Annotated in this window: 30 protein-coding genes; 15 read left to right on the top strand and 15 right to left on the bottom strand. The window is 66.4% G+C overall.

The window, feature by feature from the left end; all coding sequences use genetic code 11:
• Window positions 1–60: 60 nt before the first annotated feature.
• The 3 genes from LTT66_RS18505 to LTT66_RS18495 all read left to right on the top strand — a co-directional run bounded on the left by LTT66_RS18505 (window position 61) and on the right by LTT66_RS18495 (window position 2,773).
• Complete coding sequence (locus LTT66_RS18505; RefSeq protein ID WP_195067709.1) at window positions 61–522, top strand: hypothetical protein; 462 nt, start codon at window positions 61–63, stop codon at window positions 520–522.
• A 98-nt stretch (window positions 523–620) separates the two neighbouring features.
• Window positions 621–1,508 carry an SGNH/GDSL hydrolase family protein gene (locus LTT66_RS18500; protein WP_233059917.1) on the top strand — a complete coding sequence of 296 codons (888 nt, stop codon included), beginning with the start codon at window positions 621–623 and terminating at the stop codon, window positions 1,506–1,508.
• A 44-nt stretch (window positions 1,509–1,552) separates the two neighbouring features.
• Window positions 1,553–2,773, top strand: coding sequence for an acetyl-CoA C-acetyltransferase (locus LTT66_RS18495; RefSeq protein ID WP_233059916.1), 1,221 nt, complete (start codon window positions 1,553–1,555; stop codon window positions 2,771–2,773).
• Between the two features lie 58 nt (window positions 2,774–2,831).
• Here LTT66_RS18495 and LTT66_RS18490 read toward each other — a convergent pair whose 3' ends face one another.
• The gene (locus LTT66_RS18490; RefSeq protein ID WP_233059915.1) at window positions 2,832–3,695 is read right to left on the bottom strand and encodes a Bax inhibitor-1/YccA family protein; all 864 of its coding nucleotides are present in this window, start codon (window positions 3,693–3,695) and stop codon (window positions 2,832–2,834) included.
• Between the two features lie 143 nt (window positions 3,696–3,838).
• On the opposite strand from LTT66_RS18490, the gene LTT66_RS18485 reads away from it, so the two are divergent.
• The 9 genes from LTT66_RS18485 to LTT66_RS18450 all read left to right on the top strand — a co-directional run bounded on the left by LTT66_RS18485 (window position 3,839) and on the right by LTT66_RS18450 (window position 6,972).
• Entirely contained in the window at window positions 3,839–4,165 is a 327-nt protein-coding gene (locus LTT66_RS18485; protein ID WP_233059914.1) for a hypothetical protein, read from the top strand.
• Window positions 4,162–4,320, top strand: coding sequence for a hypothetical protein (locus LTT66_RS18480; protein WP_233059913.1), 159 nt, complete (start codon window positions 4,162–4,164; stop codon window positions 4,318–4,320). Before LTT66_RS18485 ends, LTT66_RS18480 begins: the two co-directional genes overlap by 4 nt.
• The gene (locus LTT66_RS18475) at window positions 4,311–4,541 is read left to right on the top strand and encodes a hypothetical protein (RefSeq protein WP_233059912.1); all 231 of its coding nucleotides are present in this window, start codon (window positions 4,311–4,313) and stop codon (window positions 4,539–4,541) included. The genes LTT66_RS18480 and LTT66_RS18475 overlap by 10 nt, the downstream gene beginning before the upstream one ends.
• A 293-nt stretch (window positions 4,542–4,834) precedes the next feature.
• Window positions 4,835–5,488, top strand: coding sequence for a helix-turn-helix domain-containing protein (locus LTT66_RS18470; RefSeq protein WP_233059911.1), 654 nt, complete (start codon window positions 4,835–4,837; stop codon window positions 5,486–5,488).
• A 157-nt stretch (window positions 5,489–5,645) separates the two neighbouring features.
• Entirely contained in the window at window positions 5,646–5,897 is a 252-nt protein-coding gene (locus LTT66_RS18465) for a hypothetical protein (RefSeq protein WP_233059910.1), read from the top strand.
• Between the two features lie 166 nt (window positions 5,898–6,063).
• Window positions 6,064–6,273 carry a hypothetical protein gene (locus LTT66_RS18460; protein ID WP_233059909.1) on the top strand — a complete coding sequence of 70 codons (210 nt, stop codon included), beginning with the start codon at window positions 6,064–6,066 and terminating at the stop codon, window positions 6,271–6,273.
• Window positions 6,260–6,493 carry an HTH domain-containing protein gene (locus LTT66_RS18455; protein WP_233059908.1) on the top strand — a complete coding sequence of 78 codons (234 nt, stop codon included), beginning with the start codon at window positions 6,260–6,262 and terminating at the stop codon, window positions 6,491–6,493. Before LTT66_RS18460 ends, LTT66_RS18455 begins: the two co-directional genes overlap by 14 nt.
• Window positions 6,494–6,555: 62 nt before the next feature.
• Window positions 6,556–6,681, top strand: coding sequence for a hypothetical protein (locus tag LTT66_RS37100; protein WP_269821961.1), 126 nt, complete (start codon window positions 6,556–6,558; stop codon window positions 6,679–6,681).
• A 111-nt stretch (window positions 6,682–6,792) separates the two neighbouring features.
• Window positions 6,793–6,972, top strand: coding sequence for a hypothetical protein (locus LTT66_RS18450; RefSeq protein WP_233059907.1), 180 nt, complete (start codon window positions 6,793–6,795; stop codon window positions 6,970–6,972).
• 53 nt (window positions 6,973–7,025) lie between these two features.
• On the opposite strand, the gene LTT66_RS18445 is transcribed toward LTT66_RS18450, so the two are convergent.
• Window positions 7,026–7,520, bottom strand: coding sequence for a hypothetical protein (locus LTT66_RS18445; protein WP_233059906.1), 495 nt, complete (start codon window positions 7,518–7,520; stop codon window positions 7,026–7,028).
• 270 nt (window positions 7,521–7,790) lie between these two features.
• On the opposite strand from LTT66_RS18445, the gene LTT66_RS18440 reads away from it, so the two are divergent.
• Together LTT66_RS18440 and LTT66_RS18435 are read left to right on the top strand one after the other, a co-directional pair.
• The gene (locus LTT66_RS18440; RefSeq protein ID WP_233059905.1) at window positions 7,791–8,090 is read left to right on the top strand and encodes a hypothetical protein; all 300 of its coding nucleotides are present in this window, start codon (window positions 7,791–7,793) and stop codon (window positions 8,088–8,090) included.
• A complete protein-coding gene (locus tag LTT66_RS18435) occupies window positions 8,087–8,314 on the top strand; it encodes a hypothetical protein (RefSeq protein ID WP_233059904.1) in 228 nt (75 codons plus the stop codon). The genes LTT66_RS18440 and LTT66_RS18435 overlap by 4 nt, the downstream gene beginning before the upstream one ends.
• Before the next feature lie 45 nt (window positions 8,315–8,359).
• Here the strand turns inward: LTT66_RS18435 and LTT66_RS18430 are convergent, their stop codons facing one another.
• The 3 genes from LTT66_RS18430 to LTT66_RS18420 are packed head-to-tail and all read right to left on the bottom strand — an operon-like array spanning window position 8,360 to window position 11,624.
• The gene (locus LTT66_RS18430) at window positions 8,360–9,475 is read right to left on the bottom strand and encodes an alpha/beta hydrolase family protein (protein WP_233059903.1); all 1,116 of its coding nucleotides are present in this window, start codon (window positions 9,473–9,475) and stop codon (window positions 8,360–8,362) included.
• A gap of 27 nt (window positions 9,476–9,502) precedes the next feature.
• Window positions 9,503–11,224: a ribonuclease E domain-containing protein gene (locus LTT66_RS18425; RefSeq protein WP_233059902.1), complete on the bottom strand. Its 1,722-nt coding sequence runs from the start codon at window positions 11,222–11,224 to the stop codon at window positions 9,503–9,505.
• 10 nt (window positions 11,225–11,234) lie between these two features.
• Entirely contained in the window at window positions 11,235–11,624 is a 390-nt protein-coding gene (locus LTT66_RS18420; RefSeq protein WP_233059901.1) for a phage tail fiber protein, read from the bottom strand.
• A gap of 515 nt (window positions 11,625–12,139) precedes the next feature.
• Between LTT66_RS18420 and LTT66_RS18415 the strand changes: the two genes are divergently transcribed.
• Window positions 12,140–12,490 carry a hypothetical protein gene (locus tag LTT66_RS18415; RefSeq protein ID WP_233059900.1) on the top strand — a complete coding sequence of 117 codons (351 nt, stop codon included), beginning with the start codon at window positions 12,140–12,142 and terminating at the stop codon, window positions 12,488–12,490.
• Between the two features lie 97 nt (window positions 12,491–12,587).
• On the opposite strand, the gene LTT66_RS18410 is transcribed toward LTT66_RS18415, so the two are convergent.
• From LTT66_RS18410 to LTT66_RS18365, 10 genes are all read right to left on the bottom strand, one after another.
• Window positions 12,588–12,902: a phage fiber-tail adaptor protein gene (locus LTT66_RS18410; protein WP_233059899.1), complete on the bottom strand. Its 315-nt coding sequence runs from the start codon at window positions 12,900–12,902 to the stop codon at window positions 12,588–12,590.
• Complete coding sequence (locus LTT66_RS18405) at window positions 12,899–13,111, bottom strand: hypothetical protein (RefSeq protein WP_233059898.1); 213 nt, start codon at window positions 13,109–13,111, stop codon at window positions 12,899–12,901. Before LTT66_RS18405 ends, LTT66_RS18410 begins: the two co-directional genes overlap by 4 nt.
• A 117-nt stretch (window positions 13,112–13,228) precedes the next feature.
• Complete coding sequence (locus LTT66_RS37095; protein ID WP_269821960.1) at window positions 13,229–14,041, bottom strand: hypothetical protein; 813 nt, start codon at window positions 14,039–14,041, stop codon at window positions 13,229–13,231.
• Between the two features lie 92 nt (window positions 14,042–14,133).
• On the bottom strand, window positions 14,134–14,505 hold the full coding sequence (locus tag LTT66_RS18395) for a putative phage holin (RefSeq protein WP_233059897.1): 372 nt from the start codon (window positions 14,503–14,505) through the stop codon (window positions 14,134–14,136).
• Window positions 14,502–14,708: a DUF7620 family protein gene (locus tag LTT66_RS18390; RefSeq protein WP_233059896.1), complete on the bottom strand. Its 207-nt coding sequence runs from the start codon at window positions 14,706–14,708 to the stop codon at window positions 14,502–14,504. The genes LTT66_RS18395 and LTT66_RS18390 overlap by 4 nt, the downstream gene beginning before the upstream one ends.
• On the bottom strand, window positions 14,686–14,988 hold the full coding sequence (locus tag LTT66_RS18385) for a hypothetical protein (RefSeq protein WP_233059895.1): 303 nt from the start codon (window positions 14,986–14,988) through the stop codon (window positions 14,686–14,688). The genes LTT66_RS18390 and LTT66_RS18385 overlap by 23 nt, the downstream gene beginning before the upstream one ends.
• Window positions 14,985–15,209, bottom strand: a complete 225-nt coding sequence (locus LTT66_RS18380) for a phage holin (RefSeq protein WP_233059894.1) — start codon at window positions 15,207–15,209, stop codon at window positions 14,985–14,987. The genes LTT66_RS18385 and LTT66_RS18380 overlap by 4 nt, the downstream gene beginning before the upstream one ends.
• 2 nt (window positions 15,210–15,211) lie before the next feature.
• Window positions 15,212–16,648: a glycoside hydrolase domain-containing protein gene (locus LTT66_RS18375; RefSeq protein WP_233059893.1), complete on the bottom strand. Its 1,437-nt coding sequence runs from the start codon at window positions 16,646–16,648 to the stop codon at window positions 15,212–15,214.
• The gene (locus LTT66_RS18370) at window positions 16,645–16,812 is read right to left on the bottom strand and encodes a hypothetical protein (RefSeq protein ID WP_233059892.1); all 168 of its coding nucleotides are present in this window, start codon (window positions 16,810–16,812) and stop codon (window positions 16,645–16,647) included. Before LTT66_RS18370 ends, LTT66_RS18375 begins: the two co-directional genes overlap by 4 nt.
• Window positions 16,812–17,432: a phage gene 29 protein family protein gene (locus LTT66_RS18365; protein WP_233059891.1), complete on the bottom strand. Its 621-nt coding sequence runs from the start codon at window positions 17,430–17,432 to the stop codon at window positions 16,812–16,814. Before LTT66_RS18365 ends, LTT66_RS18370 begins: the two co-directional genes overlap by 1 nt.
• Window positions 17,433–17,434: the final 2 nt, after the last annotated feature.

Raw genomic sequence — 17,434 nt, 5'->3', positions numbered from 1 at the left:
CCGCACGCAGCGGGCCCGGACTACCGGCGAATCGGCGCCCGCACCCTTAGGATCGCTGCCATGAGGCAGCCGAACATCGCTCGCGCCGCAATGCTTCTGGCCGGATCGGCGGTGGCTCTAGTGGTCGGATCCGGTGCGCAAGCGGAAGCGGCGACCGTCGAGTTCCCGCAGGTGCCCACGCTGGCGCGCGGTGGTCTGTGCTGGACCAGCATCCGCACCTGGGCCGACACCAGTCCGGAATGGCCCGGTCGCGCCATTCTCAATGTTCGTGCGCTACCCGTGACCGGCATCGGGCCCGGTATCTATCCGCTGGCGCCGCTGTGCGAGGTGCGCACCACGGTGGCGTGGCGCAATGTCACCACCGGCGCCACGGGCAGCTACGACAACACGGTGGTCACCGGCATCTACGGCAGCATCCAGTACGCGCTGTTCCAGGACACCGGACCGGGCTTGGTGGAGGTCACCATTTCCACCGACGCCGCGAGCGTCCCCGCCCGCGGCGCGTTCCTGGTCCCGGCCTGACGGAGAGAGATCCGGGCGACCACATCGCAGCGGTTACCGGCCGTGGGTGACGCCGTCGGCCACTGGTCGTTTCGGCCGGATTTCGTAAAATTCCTGCCGTGAGCGCACCTCAGTTTCGCTGGCGTACCGCGGCGGTGACCGGCGCCGCCGCCGTGCTGGCCGGTTCGGGCGCGGGCACCGCGTGGTGGGCGACCTATCGCCTGCTCATGGCACAGGCGGGCGTCGCCCGAGGCGCGATCGGCCGGGACACCTCGAAGCCGCCGGAAGCGGACGGCATCTACACCGCGGGCTGCGCGGAGCCCGAGCCGTGGCGCACCGGAAAGCACGCCGACCTGCACCTGATGATCTTCGGCGACTCCACCGCGGCGGGCCTCGGCTGCCTGGTGGCCGACGAGGTGCCGGGCGTCCGCCTGGCCCGCGGCCTGGCCGAAGCGACCGGCCTGCGGGTCCGGTTGAGCACCAAAGCGATCTCCGGCGCCACGTCCAAGGGCTTGGCCGGTCAAGTGGACGCGATGTTCGTCGCGGGACCGCCGCCGGACGCCGCGGTCATCCTCGTGGGCGCCAACGACGTCACCAAGAAGCATTCGATCCGGGCCTCCGCGCGCAGGCTCGCCGCGGCGGTCGCCCGGTTGCGGCGCGCCGACGCGGTGGTGGTGGTCGGCACCTGCCCCAATCTGGGCACCGTCACGGCCATCCCGCAGCCGCTGCGCACCGTGGTGCACAACTGGAGCCTGCGGTTGGCCAGGGCGCAGCACGTGGCGACGACGGTCGCGGGCGGGCATCCGGTGCGGATGGGCTACCTGCTCGCCCCCGAGTTCCGCGCCGCACCCGAACTGCTCTTCGCGGCCGACGGCTTCCATCCGTCGGCGGCGGGTTACGAACTGGCCGCTGCGCAATTGCTGCCGGTACTGCTGGCGGCGCTGGGCGGGACACCCGCTTCCGGTACTCCACGGCGGGACGTAGATTCGGTACGAACCCGTGAGTAACCGAACGAAGGGTTCGTCAGAACCGTCCGACCCAAGGAGTCCTCATGCCTGAGGCCGTCATCGTTTCGACCGCACGCTCCCCGATCGGCCGGGCCCGCAAGGGTTCGCTGGTCGACCTGCGGCCCGACGATCTGACCACGCAGATTGTGCGGGCAGCGCTCGACAAGGTGCCTGCCCTGGACCCGGCCCAGATCGACGATCTGATCCTGGGCTGCGGTTCGCCCGGCGGCGAGCAGGGCTTCAACATCGCCCGCGTCGTCGCCGTGCAACTCGGCTACGACTTCGTGCCCGGCACCACCGTGCACCGCTACTGCGCGTCGTCGCTGCAGTCCACCCGGATGGCGTTCCACGCGATCAAAGCGGGTGAGGGCGACGTATTCATCTCCGCCGGTGTGGAGACCGTGTCGCGGTATGTGAACGGATCGGCCGACAGCTGGCCGAACACGCAGAACCCGCTGTTCGCCGAGGCGCAGGCGCGCACCGCGAAGACCGCCGAGGGCGGCTCGGGCATCTGGCACGACCCGCGCGAGGACGGCCTGATCCCCGACGTCTACATCGCGATGGGACAGACCGCCGAGAACGTGGCGACCTCCACCGGCATCACCCGCGAGGACCAGGACCGCTGGGGCGTGCGCTCGCAGAACCGCGCCGAGGAGGCCATCAAGAACGGCTTCTTCGAGCGGGAGATCACCCCGGTGACGCTGCCGGACGGCACCGTGATCAGCAAGGACGACGGTCCCCGCGCCGGCGTCACCTACGAGGCGGTCTCCGCGCTCAAGCCGGTGTTCCGCCCGGACGGCACCGTCACCGCGGGCAACTGCTGCCCGCTCAACGACGGCGCCGCGGCGCTGGTGATCATGAGCGACACCAAGGCCGAGGAGCTGGGTCTGACGCCGCTGGCGCGGATCGTGTCCACCGGCGTGTCCGGCCTGTCGCCGGAGATCATGGGCCTGGGCCCGATCGAGGCGTGTAAGCGCGCGCTGGCGCTGGCGGGTAAGACCATCGACGACATCGACCTGGTGGAGATCAACGAGGCGTTCGCGGTGCAGGTGCTCGGCTCGGCGCGGGAGCTGAAGATCGACGAGGACAAGCTGAACGTCTCCGGTGGCGCGATCGCGCTGGGCCACCCGTTCGGCATGACCGGCGCCCGGATCACCACCACGCTGCTCAACAACCTGCAGACCTACGACAAGCAGTTCGGTCTGGAGACCATGTGCGTCGGCGGCGGTCAGGGCATGGCGATGGTCATCGAACGTCTGAGCTGATCGGCATACGAAAAAGGGCGGTCGCCGGAGAACCGGCGACCGCCCTTTTGCCGAACGGCTAGTCGTTCTGGAAGTAACTCAGCAGCCGCAGGATCTCGACGTACAGCCAGACCAGGGTGATGGTGAGACCGAGGGCGACGCCCCAGGCCGCCCGCTCCGGGGCCTGCGCGCGGATCAGCTGATCCGCGGCATCGAAGTCGAGCAGGAAGCTGAACGCGGCGACGGCGATGATCACCAGGCTGAACACGATCGCCAGCGGGCCGCCGTCACGCAGGCCGAGGCCGCCGTCGATGAAGAAGCTCGCCACCACATTGCCCAGCGCGAGGACCAGGATGCCGATCATGGCGCCGACGATGATCCTGGTGAATCGCGGCGTCACCCGGATGGCGCCGGTCTTGTAGACCACCAGCATGCCCGCGAAGACACCGAACGTGCCGAGCACCGCCTGACCGATCAGCGCGCTACCGCCGACGCCACCGAATTCGATGTTGGTGAACATGAACGACAGCGCACCGAGGAAAAGGCCCTCGGCGACGGCGTAGGACAGCACCAGCACCGGGTTGTCCATCTTGTTCGCGAAGGTCGCGATCAGCACCAGCACCAGGCCGACCAGGCCGCCGCCGATCACGAACAGCGGGGCGAGCGAGGTGTTCGCGTTGGTGAGGCCGTAGGAGACGATCGCCGACAGCGCGAGCACCGCGAGGGTGATGCCCGTCTTGGTCACCACGTCGTCGATGGTCATCGCCCGGGCGGCGGGGGGAGCCTGCTGGTACGGCTGCGGATACTGACCGTACTGCTGGGGCTGCTGACCGTACTGGTTGCCGAACTGTCCCGCGGAGGTCACGCCCGAACCGAAGCTGGCGTATCCACCGCCCTCCTGCCTTGGCAGGTTCCTGAAAACCGGATTGCTCGTGGTACGCAAAACACGCCTCCTGTTGTCTCGACTCCCATGGATGCTACCTCTCGCCAAAGCGCCTGGTCAGCACGCCATCTAGGACCGTTATGTCTATTTCAACGCGCACCGCCGCCCCGGCAGTTCCCCAATTCAAACCGAAGGAGACCGGGATGATCCGCGTCGCTCTCACCGCCCTCGCTGCTGCCGGCTTATCCCTCGCTCCGTGGCCCGCCGACGCCGCCCCGTGGCCCGGCTGGACCGACGGCGAGCAGATGGAGGTCCGCCTCCTGCTCGGCGGCGTGAACCGTCAGTTCCAGCCGGAGATCATCGCCACCGCCAACGAGGTGTGCGGCATCCTGCGCGCCGACCCCACCCCCGCCGGGAAGGCTGCGGCGCTCAAGCATCTGGCCGTCGACCACTACCCGCACCAGCGTGGCTACACCCTCGGCACCATGGTGGATGTGGCGTGCCCGGACATGCTCAGCGTCATCCGGTGAGATCCGTGGTGATCCGGTTCGACGTACCGGAGGAGTGCGCACGCAACATGCCTCATGAGCTGGAGCTGCTCCGTGACTTCATGGAGCCGCTGACGAAATGGCTGACCGAGCGCGGCGGAGGGATGCAGATGGAAGGATCGAAGGCATGGCGCTGATCGACGTGATCGAGAACCTCGGCCAAGCGGTCACCTCTGGAGCGATGACCATGGAGGATGCGGTCGATCGGCTATGCGCCGAGTCGGACGGAGGGTTCACCCCCCGAGGGGCGGAGTCCGTCCTGGTGGAGTGGGAATCCCAACGGCAGAGGTACGCCTCGGCGATGGAGGAGAGCCGAGTGGGGCTCATCGGCAGCCTTGACGTCCTCTACGAACTCTGACGCCCGAACACAAAGAAGCCGCCCCGGACTCCGATTGGAGTTCGGGGCGGCTTTCATGCAGACAGTCAGTCTTGAGAGGGAAGCTTACGGTCTCCGCCGCCGTCCACCTCGAGGGGGACATGGCCGGTAAGGCGAAGCGGCTCCCTCCGCACCGGTTCGGACGGTTCGCGATCTTCGCTGGAGCCGATCGTCAGCCGGTACGGGACGGGCGGGATCAGTCTGGCCATGCCCCATATCGTACGACTTACCTGCAATCCATGACATGGGGATGCCGGATGCGTCATTATCGTGCCATGCAGACATACGAAGTAATCAAGAACCGCCGCCTGGTCCTCGGGATGAGCCAGCCCGAACTCGCCGCTGCGGTCGGAATCTCCCTGCGGCAGCTCGCACGCTACGAAGACGCCGCCAATCCCGCACAGCCGCCGCTGGACGTGGCCGACCGGCTGGCCGCCGCTCTGGACATCTCGCTTCTCACCTTGGCCGGGCACGGCGTACCCGCCCTCGACCTCTCCGGCACGTGGTATTCCGCTTGGCAGACATGGATGGACGACGTCGAGCGCGTCGAGCTGGAGACGCTCACGATCCGCCAGGACGGTGAGTTCGTCCGCATCATCGGACAATCCGATCCGGCGCATGCCGACACCGGTTCGTATTCATGGGTTGGTGAATCCCGGCTCATCCGCAACCGCTCGTTGTGCGGCTGGTACGCGGCCACCGAGGAAGGCATCAGCAGCTGCGGCACGATCCAGTTGGTGTTCAACACCCACGGCACCCTCGCGCTGGGACGTTGGGCAGGACTGAGTCACGACGGCATCAGCGAAAGCGGCTGGGGCGCGATGGCTTCGACGGAGCCGCTCGCCCGTGAGGCGCTGGCCGCGATCGTGGAGACGCAGGGGACGTTGCACTCCTTCCCCGACCTTCCGACGCCGGAATTCCACGGTTAGGCAACGAATTTGCCGGATGTGATGACAAGGGCATGTCATTTGTGTCATTGTCATGACGCCGACATAAACGGCATGACCCGGCGTCGGGTTGGCCCCCCGACTCCCCCGACGCCGGGCAACTCCACACAGAACACACAACGCGCCCAAGGGGTATCCGATGCCCGGAATCGTCGCAGTCGTTATTGCAATCGCCCTGATGCTCTTGCTGGTCTTCGAATGGCTACCCGCCGCCCTGGGGCGCCTAGGTGGATGCCACCCCGAGCCGGACACCCCTTACGGCGTCCAGGAGGCGCACGAGGTGATGCAGGACCTCATCGACTGCGACGCCGCCGTGTGCGCCGCCAAGAAAGCCGCCATGGACGTGCTCATCGCCGCGAAGCACTTCGTTCCGGCGAGGGCCGACCGGTGAACGCTGTCGCTCCCCCCTACCAGCTGAACCGGTGGCGGTTGCAGAAATGCGACGACAGCTTCATCAGCGGCCTGGAACACGCACGGTTCGCGTTGACCACTCACGGTGGACACGGCGGCTGTCGGCTGTTCATCGCTGCCCTCACCCGCGTATCGGATCCGCGCTGATGGCTGACGACGAGCCCCTGGGCTTCCTGCAATCCGAGGACGGCACGTGGTCGGTCGTCGGCCCCGACGGCTGGCCGGTGGAGATCCGCAACTACGGCGAGCTCGACACCACCCCGGCCACACGGAAACTCGGCGTCCCCACGATCGACGTCACCCCGCACGCCGTCACTGACACCGAGTTGCGGAGGGAAGTCGATGGCGCTCACTGAAACCAAGGCCAAGGTGCTAGGCGCCCTGGCCGAGTCCGAGCGGCGCCTGACCGTGCGGGAGCTGTCCGAGCTGACGGAACTGTCCGAGCGGGTCGCCGACCAGGACGCCGCCGAACTCGAACGTTCCGGACTCGCCCAGGGAAACGGCCGCGGCTACCGCATCACCGGAGCTGGAAGGGCGTTGGCCAGCAAGCCCGTCTATCGCGAGTACGGGCGCTGAAGTCTTCCCCCGTCACAACGTCGGGGGATCCGAAGAAAGAACCGAACGAAAGGGATAGACGCATGGAGCTGTACACCCCGGGTCCGGACGGCAACGCTGGCGACAACTGGAACGAGGACCCGCGCGGTGTCGACGCGCCGAAGCGTCGGCTCGGCGAGGACGTCCGGCTGATCGCCAGCCAGGACTGAGCTTCACCCAAGTTTCGGTCGCGCACGGGCCTCAGTGCACGAACGGAAGCAGCCCACCCCCGACTGTCGCACCAGGTCGGGGGTGGTTCTGTATCCGGGTATCCTCCACCTGTGGCGTTTCAGGTCGGCGATCGAGTGCAGGTACGAGCATCACCCGTCTCGGTGTTCGAGGTCCTCGCAGTGGATGTGGACGGTGACCCGGACGCGGTCATGATCCAGGCCGTGGACGACACACCAGGCCGGTATCCGTGGCACTTCCGGGCGAGCGACCTCATTCCCGCCCAGACATGACGAAACGCCCCGCAGGAACGGAATCCTGCGGGGCGTTGTCGTGCAAGTGTCGACTACCGAACGGGATCGAACTTCGTCAGCTCTGTTCGGAGTAGGCCATCGTTGACCGTGGAGCATTGGAACGCCATCTTCGCCTTCTCTGTGCCGCCGTTCGACTTCCCCTGCGCGACACCAGCGACGATCCATGTCCCGCCCGCCTCGGTAACGTTCACATCGAACATCTTCACCGGCCGCTGGTCTGCGACGTACTTCTCCTCAATCCGTCCGCGGCACAGTTCGATCGCGTAGTCCCGATCCAGCACCCGGGCGCGATCGAATGTCGTGGGCGCGGCGCCTTCTCGGCAGGTGCGGCCAGTGTTGAAGTCGATCGTCGACTTCCCCGCCTCTAAACCGGTTTGTGCCGCGCCCAACTGGCCGACCGCCATCTTCGCTACAGCCAGTCGATTCGCAGGCTTGCCGGGTTCGTGGCCGATCGCGCAATCGATGTTCAGGAAGTACCCGCCCGGGGGGTGGGTGGCGATGGTCCGGCCTGAGATCTCGCGGAACACGAGCCGGAGTAGTTCGGTGTCGTCGGTGCGTACCAGTGCGGTCAGCTGGCGCCCGTTCTCCGAGAGTTCGTACGGCGGCGTCTTCGGTGCCGTGACGATCCTGGTGTTCGGCGTCGTTGTCGGTGAGGTGGCCGCTTCCTCGGCGGAGCAGGCGGCGAGTCCCGCCGTCAGGAGAACGGCTGGCAGCCATCTGCGTTGCATGGTCGCCGATTCTCCCATCGGCATCTGCAGTTATCGCAAGGTTTCGGGGTAATGGGAGAATAGGAAGCTATGAGCAACACAGCGCTCGGTATGACGATCACACTGTCTCCGTTCATCCTGATGTTCATCGGGTTGACGGTCTGGCTCATGTCCGATTCGGAGGGCAGATGGGGCGGACTGCTCACCTACAGCGCAGTGACGGTCATCATGATCCCGGTGATCGTCGGCTTCTATGTGGCGGGTAATCCTGCCTGGATTCCAGGAGTGATCGTCGTCGGCGGATTGGATCTATTCATGTTCCTCACCGCACTCGTGATGATCGGCGTCGGGCGCATCCGCAGAGCACGGATGGAAGGGGTGGGGTCGTGAGCGACACGCAGTTCACACTCTTCGTCGGATCGACGTGGGACAACTTCGACGACTACTTGGGGCCCTACCCCGACGAGCGCACCGCCATGGCAGCCTCCGAGGAGATAGCCAACGCCCCACTGGAGTGGATACGCGAGCCAGAGGACGTGGCGGTGACGGCCTACACGCGTGGATGGATGTATCGCGTCTACCCCACCCCTGAACATGACGAAAGCGCCCGGTAGGTCCCACAGGACCTGCTGGGCGTTTTCATCTGAGTAGTCGACTACTCAAATCGCAGTGACCTCCGGATAACCCGACGCCGGCAGGGTGAGGATCGGATCCGGATTGCCCTTGATGTGTGTGTCCAGGAACGCCCTGACGAACCGCGGATGGATCTCCATGGCTCGCGCGGGAGCGATCGGTCCGCACAGGTCCGGCTGCTTCTGCGCCGACGCCAGGAGGCCGACGTCGTTGAACGCATAGTGGCGGGTGCCGGTGACTTCGAAGCGGTACAGGTCGCCGTGGTTCGTTGCCGCGTAGGTGTTCCAGGAGGCGTGCTCGGCGCCGACGGTGTAGTTGTCGGTCGCGATCACGTCACCGGACAGCAGCATCACCGGGGCTTGGATTCCGTTGTCCTGGGCGTGGTTCTCGGTGTTCGCGAAGCCCGCGGTGCCGTCCAAGACCGCGACGGCTTTCACTCGTGCGTCGTGGTAGGCGGTCTCGAGCGAGGTGTATCCGCCGTAGCTGTGGCCGGCCATGGCGATCGAGTTCACGTCAGCCTGGGCGCCGATGCCGTTCGGCAGGGTCGGCAACTGGTTGAGGATGAACCGGGAGTCAGCGACTCGGGTGGAGATGGACTTTTGGTTCGCTGCGGCGGAGGTGTTCTGGCCCGCCACGCTCGAGGCCAGCTCGGTCACGATCGCTTCCCACATGTGGGTCATCGTGAGCACGAGGTAGCCGTGAGAGGCCAACTCCTGCGCCAGGATGGCGCTGTGGTGGCCGGGCAGCCCGAACCCGGGGCTGAAGAGGACAACGGGCAGTAGGCCGATGTCGGTTCGCACTGCGCCGTTGAGTACCGCGCGGGTGTCGCGGGAGCGGATGTTCGGGTGCATCGTCGAGGCGACGTTGACGCCGAAGCAGCTGACGCTACCGAAGAAGTTGTTGCACATCCGGCCGTCGAGGCCGTTGGTCAGCGCCAGCGCCATCTGTCCGTCGAGGTTGTCGGTGTTCGACAGATACTTGCTCACCGGGCCCGATGTTGAGGTCGGGTACCAGGCGATGATCGGGACCTGCCGGGTGGCCGCATTCGAGTACGGGTCCGGTCGGCTGGTGTCGGTCAGGAAGATGCGGCGGCAACCGACGGTGTAGGGGCCGGTCGTCGCGGGCAGCAGTGTAGGAGCCAAGACAGATCCTGTTCTGGTTGAAGGAGGTCAGGCGCGGGCGATGTAGGCGGAGCGGTCCTCGTCCGGGATGACGACCTCGCGGAACTCGTCGGGGATGTCGAAGTCGCGGTCGTCGGCACTGACGTAGATGGCGCGCTCGTGTGGCGTGTCCGGCAGTGGCTGCCCGGGGATGCGCGCGGACGCGGTGAGCCGTGCGGCCACAGCCCGGCCAGACGGGACGAAGAAGTCTCCGAGGAGAGTCAATGCCCGGGTCGCGGTGACGGTGAGGTCGGCTTGGCCGCGGGTTTCTCGTGCCACACCGGCGGTGTATGTGGCGGTGACCGCGAGTTCGCCGTTGCAGGTCTTCACTCCCGCTGCTGTGACGACCGCCGAGGAGGTCAGTGCCGCCGTCACGGTGGTGCTGGCGGCTTGGGCGAGGGTGGAGAAGCGGGATTCGCGGCCGACCGTCACGACCATCGGTTCGGCCTGGATCGCCCGCACCGCCGTGACGTCCGCCGTCAGCCCGGCTGTGACGGTGAGCGCCGCACTGGCGGGGGTGTCGACGGCTGCGGTCCGCCCAGCGGTGACGTTGATGTCCGCTGCTGCGGTTGTGCCGCGATGGACTGCCGCTGTCAGATCAGCCGACACTGTCGTCGGCGCGACCACCACAGCATCGCGGTGCGCGCTGCTAATGACCGTGGCGGTGGCGGTGAGGGATGCGGCGATCACCGGCCCGGCGAACGCAGCCGCTGCCAAGCCCACAGCGACCGCAGTATCAGCGTCCGCTCGGGCGCTCCACGCCACCGCAGCGGTACGGCCTGCAGTGACCGTCGAGTCCGCGGCTGTGGTGTAGTTCGCGATCGCCGCGGCGGTCAGCACCTCCACCATCGAGGTATCCGCCGAGGCGTTGTGTCCACGTTGCGCGTCAGCTGTCAGCCCCGCCGTGATGGTGGTGCTCGTCGTCGCGTTGTGGCCGCGCGTGGCCTCACTCGTCAGGCTGGCGGTTCCGGTCAGGGATGCGGCGCCGAGCGCTCCGCGGACGCCGTCGGCTGTCGTTCCTGCTGTGACAGTCGTGGACGCGGTTCCGGTGACCGGCACCCCGGCAATCGCCGCCATGGTGGTGAACCGGCCGCTCACCGCCACAGAACTCGTTGCCGTCCTAGTGCCGGTGGCTCCAGCGGCGGCCTGGCTATCGACACCGGCGGTTATACCGAACGCTGCGGTGAGCCCGGACAGCACGACCGACGCATCCGCTACCTCGGTGGCGGGACTCGTCCACGTGTAGGTGTAGGTCGTCGAGGCGGTGCGGACACCGAACGCGAACCCCACCAGCGCGGTCTGACCGGTCGTGGTGGTGACCGATGGTGTGGTGTGCGTCGCGGAGGAGCTGTTGTCGAACGTGCTGCCGTCGATATTGACCGGCGTCGTCGGGTCGACCGTCGAACCTTGGTAGGCCACCACCGCAGCCAGCGAGTACACCGCCACCGAGAAATTCAGGGTGACGGAGGTTTCCGCGCCCCGGAACCTGTAGAAGACGCTGTAGTTCTTGGCGTCGCTGGCACCACTCTGGTTGCTGTTCTCCAGCAGCGTCCACCCGGTGGGGGTGGTGTGGGTGTAGGTGCCGGTGGCGTTGCGGTAGGTGCCGACGCACAGGATCAGGAAGTCGCCGTTGGCCGACCCGCTCGGGTAGTTGACGGCCAGCGACGTCGCCGTCGAGCCTGCCTGCGCTGTGCTGGTGCCGTTCGTGGTGACGCGCGTGGGAGCGGGCACCGAGGCACCTCTACGCGGCCAGCGGCGTCAGCGAGAACCCCAGCGACGTCAGGGTCAGCGTGTCACCGTTGACGACGGCCTTCGACGCCGAGAGCGCAGCCGACCACAGGAAGTTGCCCGAGGTCGAGGCATCCCACACCGACACGTGGGAGATCGTCTCGGTGGTGGTCATGCTCCACGACGGATTGGTGCCGGTGAGCGCGATCGCACCCGATGCGGCGGCAGCGAACGTCGCCTGGCTGCGGGTAGTGACCGCGGCCGCGTTCGACGTGCCAGCGCTGCCGGGGTCGCCGATGTGGAGCTTCACATACAGGCCGGAGGGCTGCGTCCAGGCGGTGCCGCCGCGCAGGTGGTCCAACACTTTGTTGGCCAAGTTCGTCGTGCTTATCCCGGCAGTCATGACAATGCTCCTTCTTCCGGTAAACTTGCAATGTGGGAATACGTGGGGTTGACCTGTCCGGCCAGCGATTTGAGCGGCTTACAGTGCTGTCAGAAGCAGAGCCGCGCATCCTTTTCAGTGGGAAGCGGCAGCGTTACTGGCTTTGCCGATGCGACTGCGGAACTGAACTCGAGGTCCGCACCGGCAACCTGCAGGCTGGGAACATCAAGTCGTGTGGCTGCCTGAAGCGATCGCCTGCGCGAAATCGAAAGGACTTGACGGGGAGCCAGTTCGGGTCTCTGACGGCGACCTTTCCTGCACCGTCGCGGCATCAGTACGGAACAACCGTCGGCTACTGGCACTGCAGGTGCGCTTGCGGCCAGGAACTTGAGGTGGCGACCGGAAACCTATTGAGCGGCAACACCAGGTCGTGTGGTTGTGTCGCCGCCCGTAGTCTGCGCGGAAACCGACGCGCCGAGAGGCACGGCCTGGCTGGGTCTCCCACATGGGTCTCGTGGTTCAGCATGCGTCGCCGAGTGCTCGATAACCGTCCCCGGTATGGCGGCCGAGGGATCGCGGTCGATCCGCGCTGGGAGAAGTTCGAGGACTTCCTCGCCGACATGGGGGAACGGCCAGACGGGACCACGCTCGACCGAATCGACAACGATGGCCCCTACACCCCCCAGAATTGCCGCTGGGCAGGCAACCTCACTCAAGGCAACAACCGGTCGAATAACCGCCGCGTTACTCACCTGGGGCGCACACAGACGATCGCCGAGTGGGCGCGAGAGGTCGGCTTACCGCGAGGGGTTGTCTACAACCGGATCGTGCTCATGAAGTGGCCCGTCGGCCGTGCGCTCACCGAGCCCGTTCAACGGCGGCGCTAGTCCTCCTGTGTGATGGCGTCTTCGGCGCCGGAATCGGTTGTGCCGTCGGCGTGGGTCACCTCGGCCTCGGCGGTGAATTGCATAGAGAAGGCAGCGGTCATCGCTTCCTGACCTCCAGGAACATCGAGCGGACATCGGTCCGGGATAGGGATGTGACGATCTGGCACACCACGCGGTAGGTGACGGTGTTCGTGCCGCCGGTCAGCCACACCAAGACGTCTTTTGCGTCATTGGTGACCTCGGAGTCCTCGACGGTCAGCCCTTCTCCATCGGGGTCGACCGAAATGTTGTGGGAGACGATGGTTTCGCCGTCGTCCAGCCACGGGTCCTTGTTGCGTTCGGACGGACCCCACCGGAACAGGTAGTCCAGGACCGCAGCGGGATCTTTCACCTTGCGGTCGCCGGTGCTCACGGCGCCTCCACCACGTCGGTGACGCCCAGGGCGAGCAGCGCGTACTTCCAGCCGTGGTCCGGATCGCCGGGGTCGAAGTAGAGCGTCGCCGAGCCGGGCAGCTTCTTCATGCTCGGCCCGGTCGGGCCGCCGTTGAGCGGATTCGCCCCGAACACCAGCGTTTCGGCGAGATAGTGGTTCCGGCGGTCGGGCTGAACGACAACGGCCACGTACTCGTGTACGTGGCCGTTGTGTGGATCCGAGAGGGGGGGATCTAGTCTGTAAACCCTCGTTCGCCCTGGGTAGATGCCCTCGACGAGCGGGATATGCACTGTGGCAGTTCTCATCTACGCTCCTGCGGATTGAATGACGAATACGCGACCAGCCCCCCCGGCGCCGAAGGTGCCTGCGGTTCCGATTTCGCAGTTGCCGCCAGCTCCTCCGCCTCCGCCGGGCGCACCCCCGGCACCGCCATTTCCTGCGGTGCTGATCAGGCCACGGTTGCCGCCTCCTGCGCCGCCGCCCCCGCCTCCGCAGGGAGTCAGGGAGTCGACCGACACCGAGCCGCCCGGTTGCCCATGGCCCGCAGTGCCGCCGCCTCCACCGCCCGGTGCGCCACCAGCTCCGCCGGCAGCGAGTGCCGAAGCGTCCCCGCCGAAACCGGCGTTGTCGTAGCTGCCGCCGTTGTTGCCTCCAGCTCCGGGGCCGGAAGCAGAGGCCATCGCACCGCGGCTGGTGTGGATCGCCGGGGCTGTGCCGAGCGCACCGACCACGTAGGTGCCGAACGATGAGATGCCGCCCGCCTGCCCCGCAGAGGTGCCAGGTGCGCCGACGGTAACGTCGACTGTTGCCGGCAGGTCGGCCGCGTCGAACTCGGCGTACGCGTAACCGCCATGGTTTCCGCCGAGGCGTTGCGCGGTGCCGCCGTTGCCGCTTTGCCCGGCCTGTCCGCCGCAGATCACTCCCACGCCGATCCGGCCGCCCACATTGGTCCACACGCCGTTGCCCGAGTAGACGGTCATGGTGCCGCCGTCTTCGAGGGAGATGATGCGGACTTCGTGGTTGTCGATCGAACCGGCGTGTGAGGTGATGGGCGCTTTCACTTTGTTGTCCATTTGCGCGCCGGCGTTGTTGAAGCTGCCGACGACACCGCCGCGCATCTCGCCCTTCGCGCGGTCCGCCGTCTGCGTCGACCATGCGGTGAACAGACCGACTCCGAGTGCGCCGGGTGGCCTGCTCCCGTCAGGTGCGGTCATCGATCACCCCTCTCACGCTGGATTCGCACCAGCGTCAGCAGCAGGTCGAGGATTGCCAGCGCCACCCCGAGAAGCAGCAACGGCCGGATGATGTCGCGGCCCGGGTAGCTGTAGTCGCTGAGAATGGTGGCCATGCCCTGGGTGCAGATCAGGGTCAGGCACAGCATCAGCCGCATCACACCGCGGCCGGCGGCGGTCGCGCGCCAGTGGCTGCGGACGCCGTAGGTCAGGACGAAGATCCATCCCAGCAGTGCTATCGCCGCCAGGTACCCGGCTACGACAGTCTCACGATTCGGTGCCAGGAAGTAGGCGCCGATTCCTGCGGCGCTCGACACTGCCAGTACGACATGGTTTTTGCGGATGCTCACTGACCCCTCCGGAGTGCGATTGATCGTTCGATTTGCTCCCCGAAGTGGTTGCGGCGCATCGCCTCAGCGATGATGGCCGCGAGGTCTTCTACGACATGCCGCTGCTCGCGTACCTCTTCCAGCTCCTGCTCTGCACGCTGCGCGCCCTCGCGAGCTTCGCGGGTCGGCACGGATTCTTTGTTACTCCTCGACTTGAACCACATGGGTCTCCCTTGGAGCAACCGCCTTGAGCAGAGCTGTCGCCAGTTTGGCGGTGCTCAGCAGCTCTGTGTTCTGTTGGGCCAGTTCGGATTTGACAGCCTGCTGCGCATCGATGTGTCGCTCCAGGAAGTCGTTGCGGTGGTCGCGGTCATCCAGCAGCCGGTCCACCGTCGCGCGCGGCACCAGGCGCCCGGTGACGATCAGCCAGGTGATGCCCACGCACAGGCCAGTGACACTGACCGCATCCCAGGGGAATGCGGTCAGGAAGTCGTCGGCGGTCACCGGTCGTGACGCATCTCCGCCGCTGGCCACGGTGTCACCTTGGCGCGCGCGGCTTCAGCGGCGGGAACGCCGAGCACTGCGCCGACGATGCCGATGATGATGTCCGCGGAGAACTGGTCGACGATGCCGCGGGTGACCAGGACTCCGACCAGGATCGCCAGAAGCGGGTAGAGGATGGCGCGGACCGGCTCGGCGCGCAGGGCGGAGATCAGTTTGCTCATGGTCATTCCTCACACTTCTTGATCTGGTTGAGCACTGCTTGTGCGCTTTCGTCGCCCTTCTCGGCTTCGCGCTTCACCAACTCGACCGCCCAGCCCACGCCGCGGAGGGCTTCGCGTTCGACGTGGTCTTCGTGGATGCGGGCGTCGAGGTTGAGGACGAACCCGGCGAGGGTGTCGACTGCTTCGTCGTTGGCTCGGTACTTCGACCGCGAGGGGAACCGTTTGCCGAGTTCGTCGTCGGCCAGGGACATGACTGCCTCCTTCAGGTTGGAATTCGAGTAGCGTGCGACCGCCGCCGAGAACACATCCCATGGGAAGTTGGGGCCGACGTCGGTGTGTGATCCGATGCCCATGCCGACAGTGACCGCGTTGTGGTCGGCGATGCCCGGCACGCCGCGACCCAGCTCGTCTGGGCTGATCGTCTTCGGTGGGATGCCGTACTTCAGGCAGTCCTGGACGGTGAGGTAGGCGGCGATGTCGATCGCGTCGCCCATGTTGTCGAGCCACTGCTGCCGCGACCACGCCGCGCGGGATCCGGCGAAGCACAGGTTGATCGAGCGCGGGTTGGCGTCCATCACCGACCATGAGCACAGATCGGTGTCCACGACGTCGACGACGTTGCGGGCGTTGTCGACGGTGTAGTGGTAGGACACCTGTGAGTTCGGGTTCTGCAGGTAGTTGGCCAGGCTCTCGGCTGTCCCGTTGCCTTCCTGCGTGTGCAGGAGGAACCACTTCACCGTGGCGATACCGCGGGGGTGGCAGTTCGGCGAGATACCGGTCTCGTCGACCTCGTTGAATTCGGGCTTCACAGACGCTCCCCTCGCGGCCGACCATTGGCCGTAGTCCGATTCCAAGACTTCGTTGATGTCGACACCCACACCGCCGACGCGGCGTTTGTCGATCTCGGTTTGATGCAGATGCGCCGCTGGGTGATCACCGTTGATCAGCGGATCACCGGAGAAGTTGTGCTGCCAAAACCACTTGGCGACGCCGTCCTCCAGTGCCCAGTCGATACAGCGGGCGTTGCAGTACACCCCGGTCCATTCCAGGCCGACGACGGAAGCCCAGCCGCGGAGGAAGGGCGCGATCAGTTCGTTCCACTCCCACAGCGCGGGGTTGTCGTCCACGGGCGCGTAGATCGGTCGGTTCGGTGGCCCGCCCGCAGCGAGGTGGTAGCGCAGCGCGGTCTCGGCGTGCCGGGCGCCGGCGTCGTAGCCGCCGCGCCAGTCTGCGGTCACGCCCTTGCCGTACTGGTAGTTGCTCACTATCTCCAGCCCCGCGGCGCGGAGCCGGTCGCAGTAGTCCTTGGGGAGCGGCTTAGCACCGAAATTGGTGCCGGGCCGCGATTCGGAGAAGTAGCCGATCACTCCGGCGTACCCCGCGTCCTTGATGGCTTGCGGGTCGATCAGGGCTGCGGAGAAGTCGAGGAGTTGCGTCATGGGACCGTCCTGCCTCCCTTCATGTCGGGGAATCGGCTGAGGATCTCCATTCGCGCCAGGCTCGTTCGCTCGGCGGCGAGTACGCGCCCGACCTCTGCGGGGTCGTCGATCGCTTCCAGGTAGGCCAAGACCTCCGGCACGGTGTGCGCAGCCGGGTCGAACATCACAGCCCCAGGTGGGTGACGATGCGATCAGCGACAGAACGGTCCACCAGGGACTGCTCAGTGACGGTGAGGCCGAAGTCCGCGAGGATGCAGATCATGTCGGACACTTCGACGTCCAGTCGCTTCGCCAGATCGGCGATCCGGTACTGGCTGGAGCTGATGATTCCCTGCATGTCCTGCCGCAGGCCCAGCTTCTCCTCGACGAAACCGCGAATCTCGGCTTTGTCTGCGGCGGTGAGGTGTTGTTCCATGACCTCCGCGAGGGTGGCGCGCGGCTCCTCCGGCTCGCTCAGGTCGGCCCATCGCCCGGACGCTGTCCAGGGGTTGGCCATCGTCGGCGGGGGCACGTACTTCAATCCGGGTTCGCCGACGATCCCGGCACCGAGCACGCACTGTCGCCAAGACACCATTTCCCAGTAGTCCACGGGCATCAGCAGAGGAGCGCCCTTGATGCCGGGGAGCGCGGTGTACATCCAGAGGAACCGCTGCCTCGGGTTGTTCAGGTCGCAGTTCTCACGAAGCGGAACTCCTTGGCTGTCCCATTTCGGCCAGTCCTCGAACCGTTTGCCGTCGATCAGGCCGAGTTGGGTGCTGTTGTGTGGGAGGGTGTTTTGCTCCACGG

Origin of the sequence: Nocardia gipuzkoensis, from assembly GCF_021183645.1 — a bacterium.
GTDB classification, from domain to species: Bacteria; Actinomycetota; Actinomycetes; order Mycobacteriales; family Mycobacteriaceae; genus Nocardia; species Nocardia abscessus.
The sequence above is the reverse complement of the archived record's forward strand: the minus strand, read 5'-3'. Positions and strand labels throughout refer to the sequence as shown.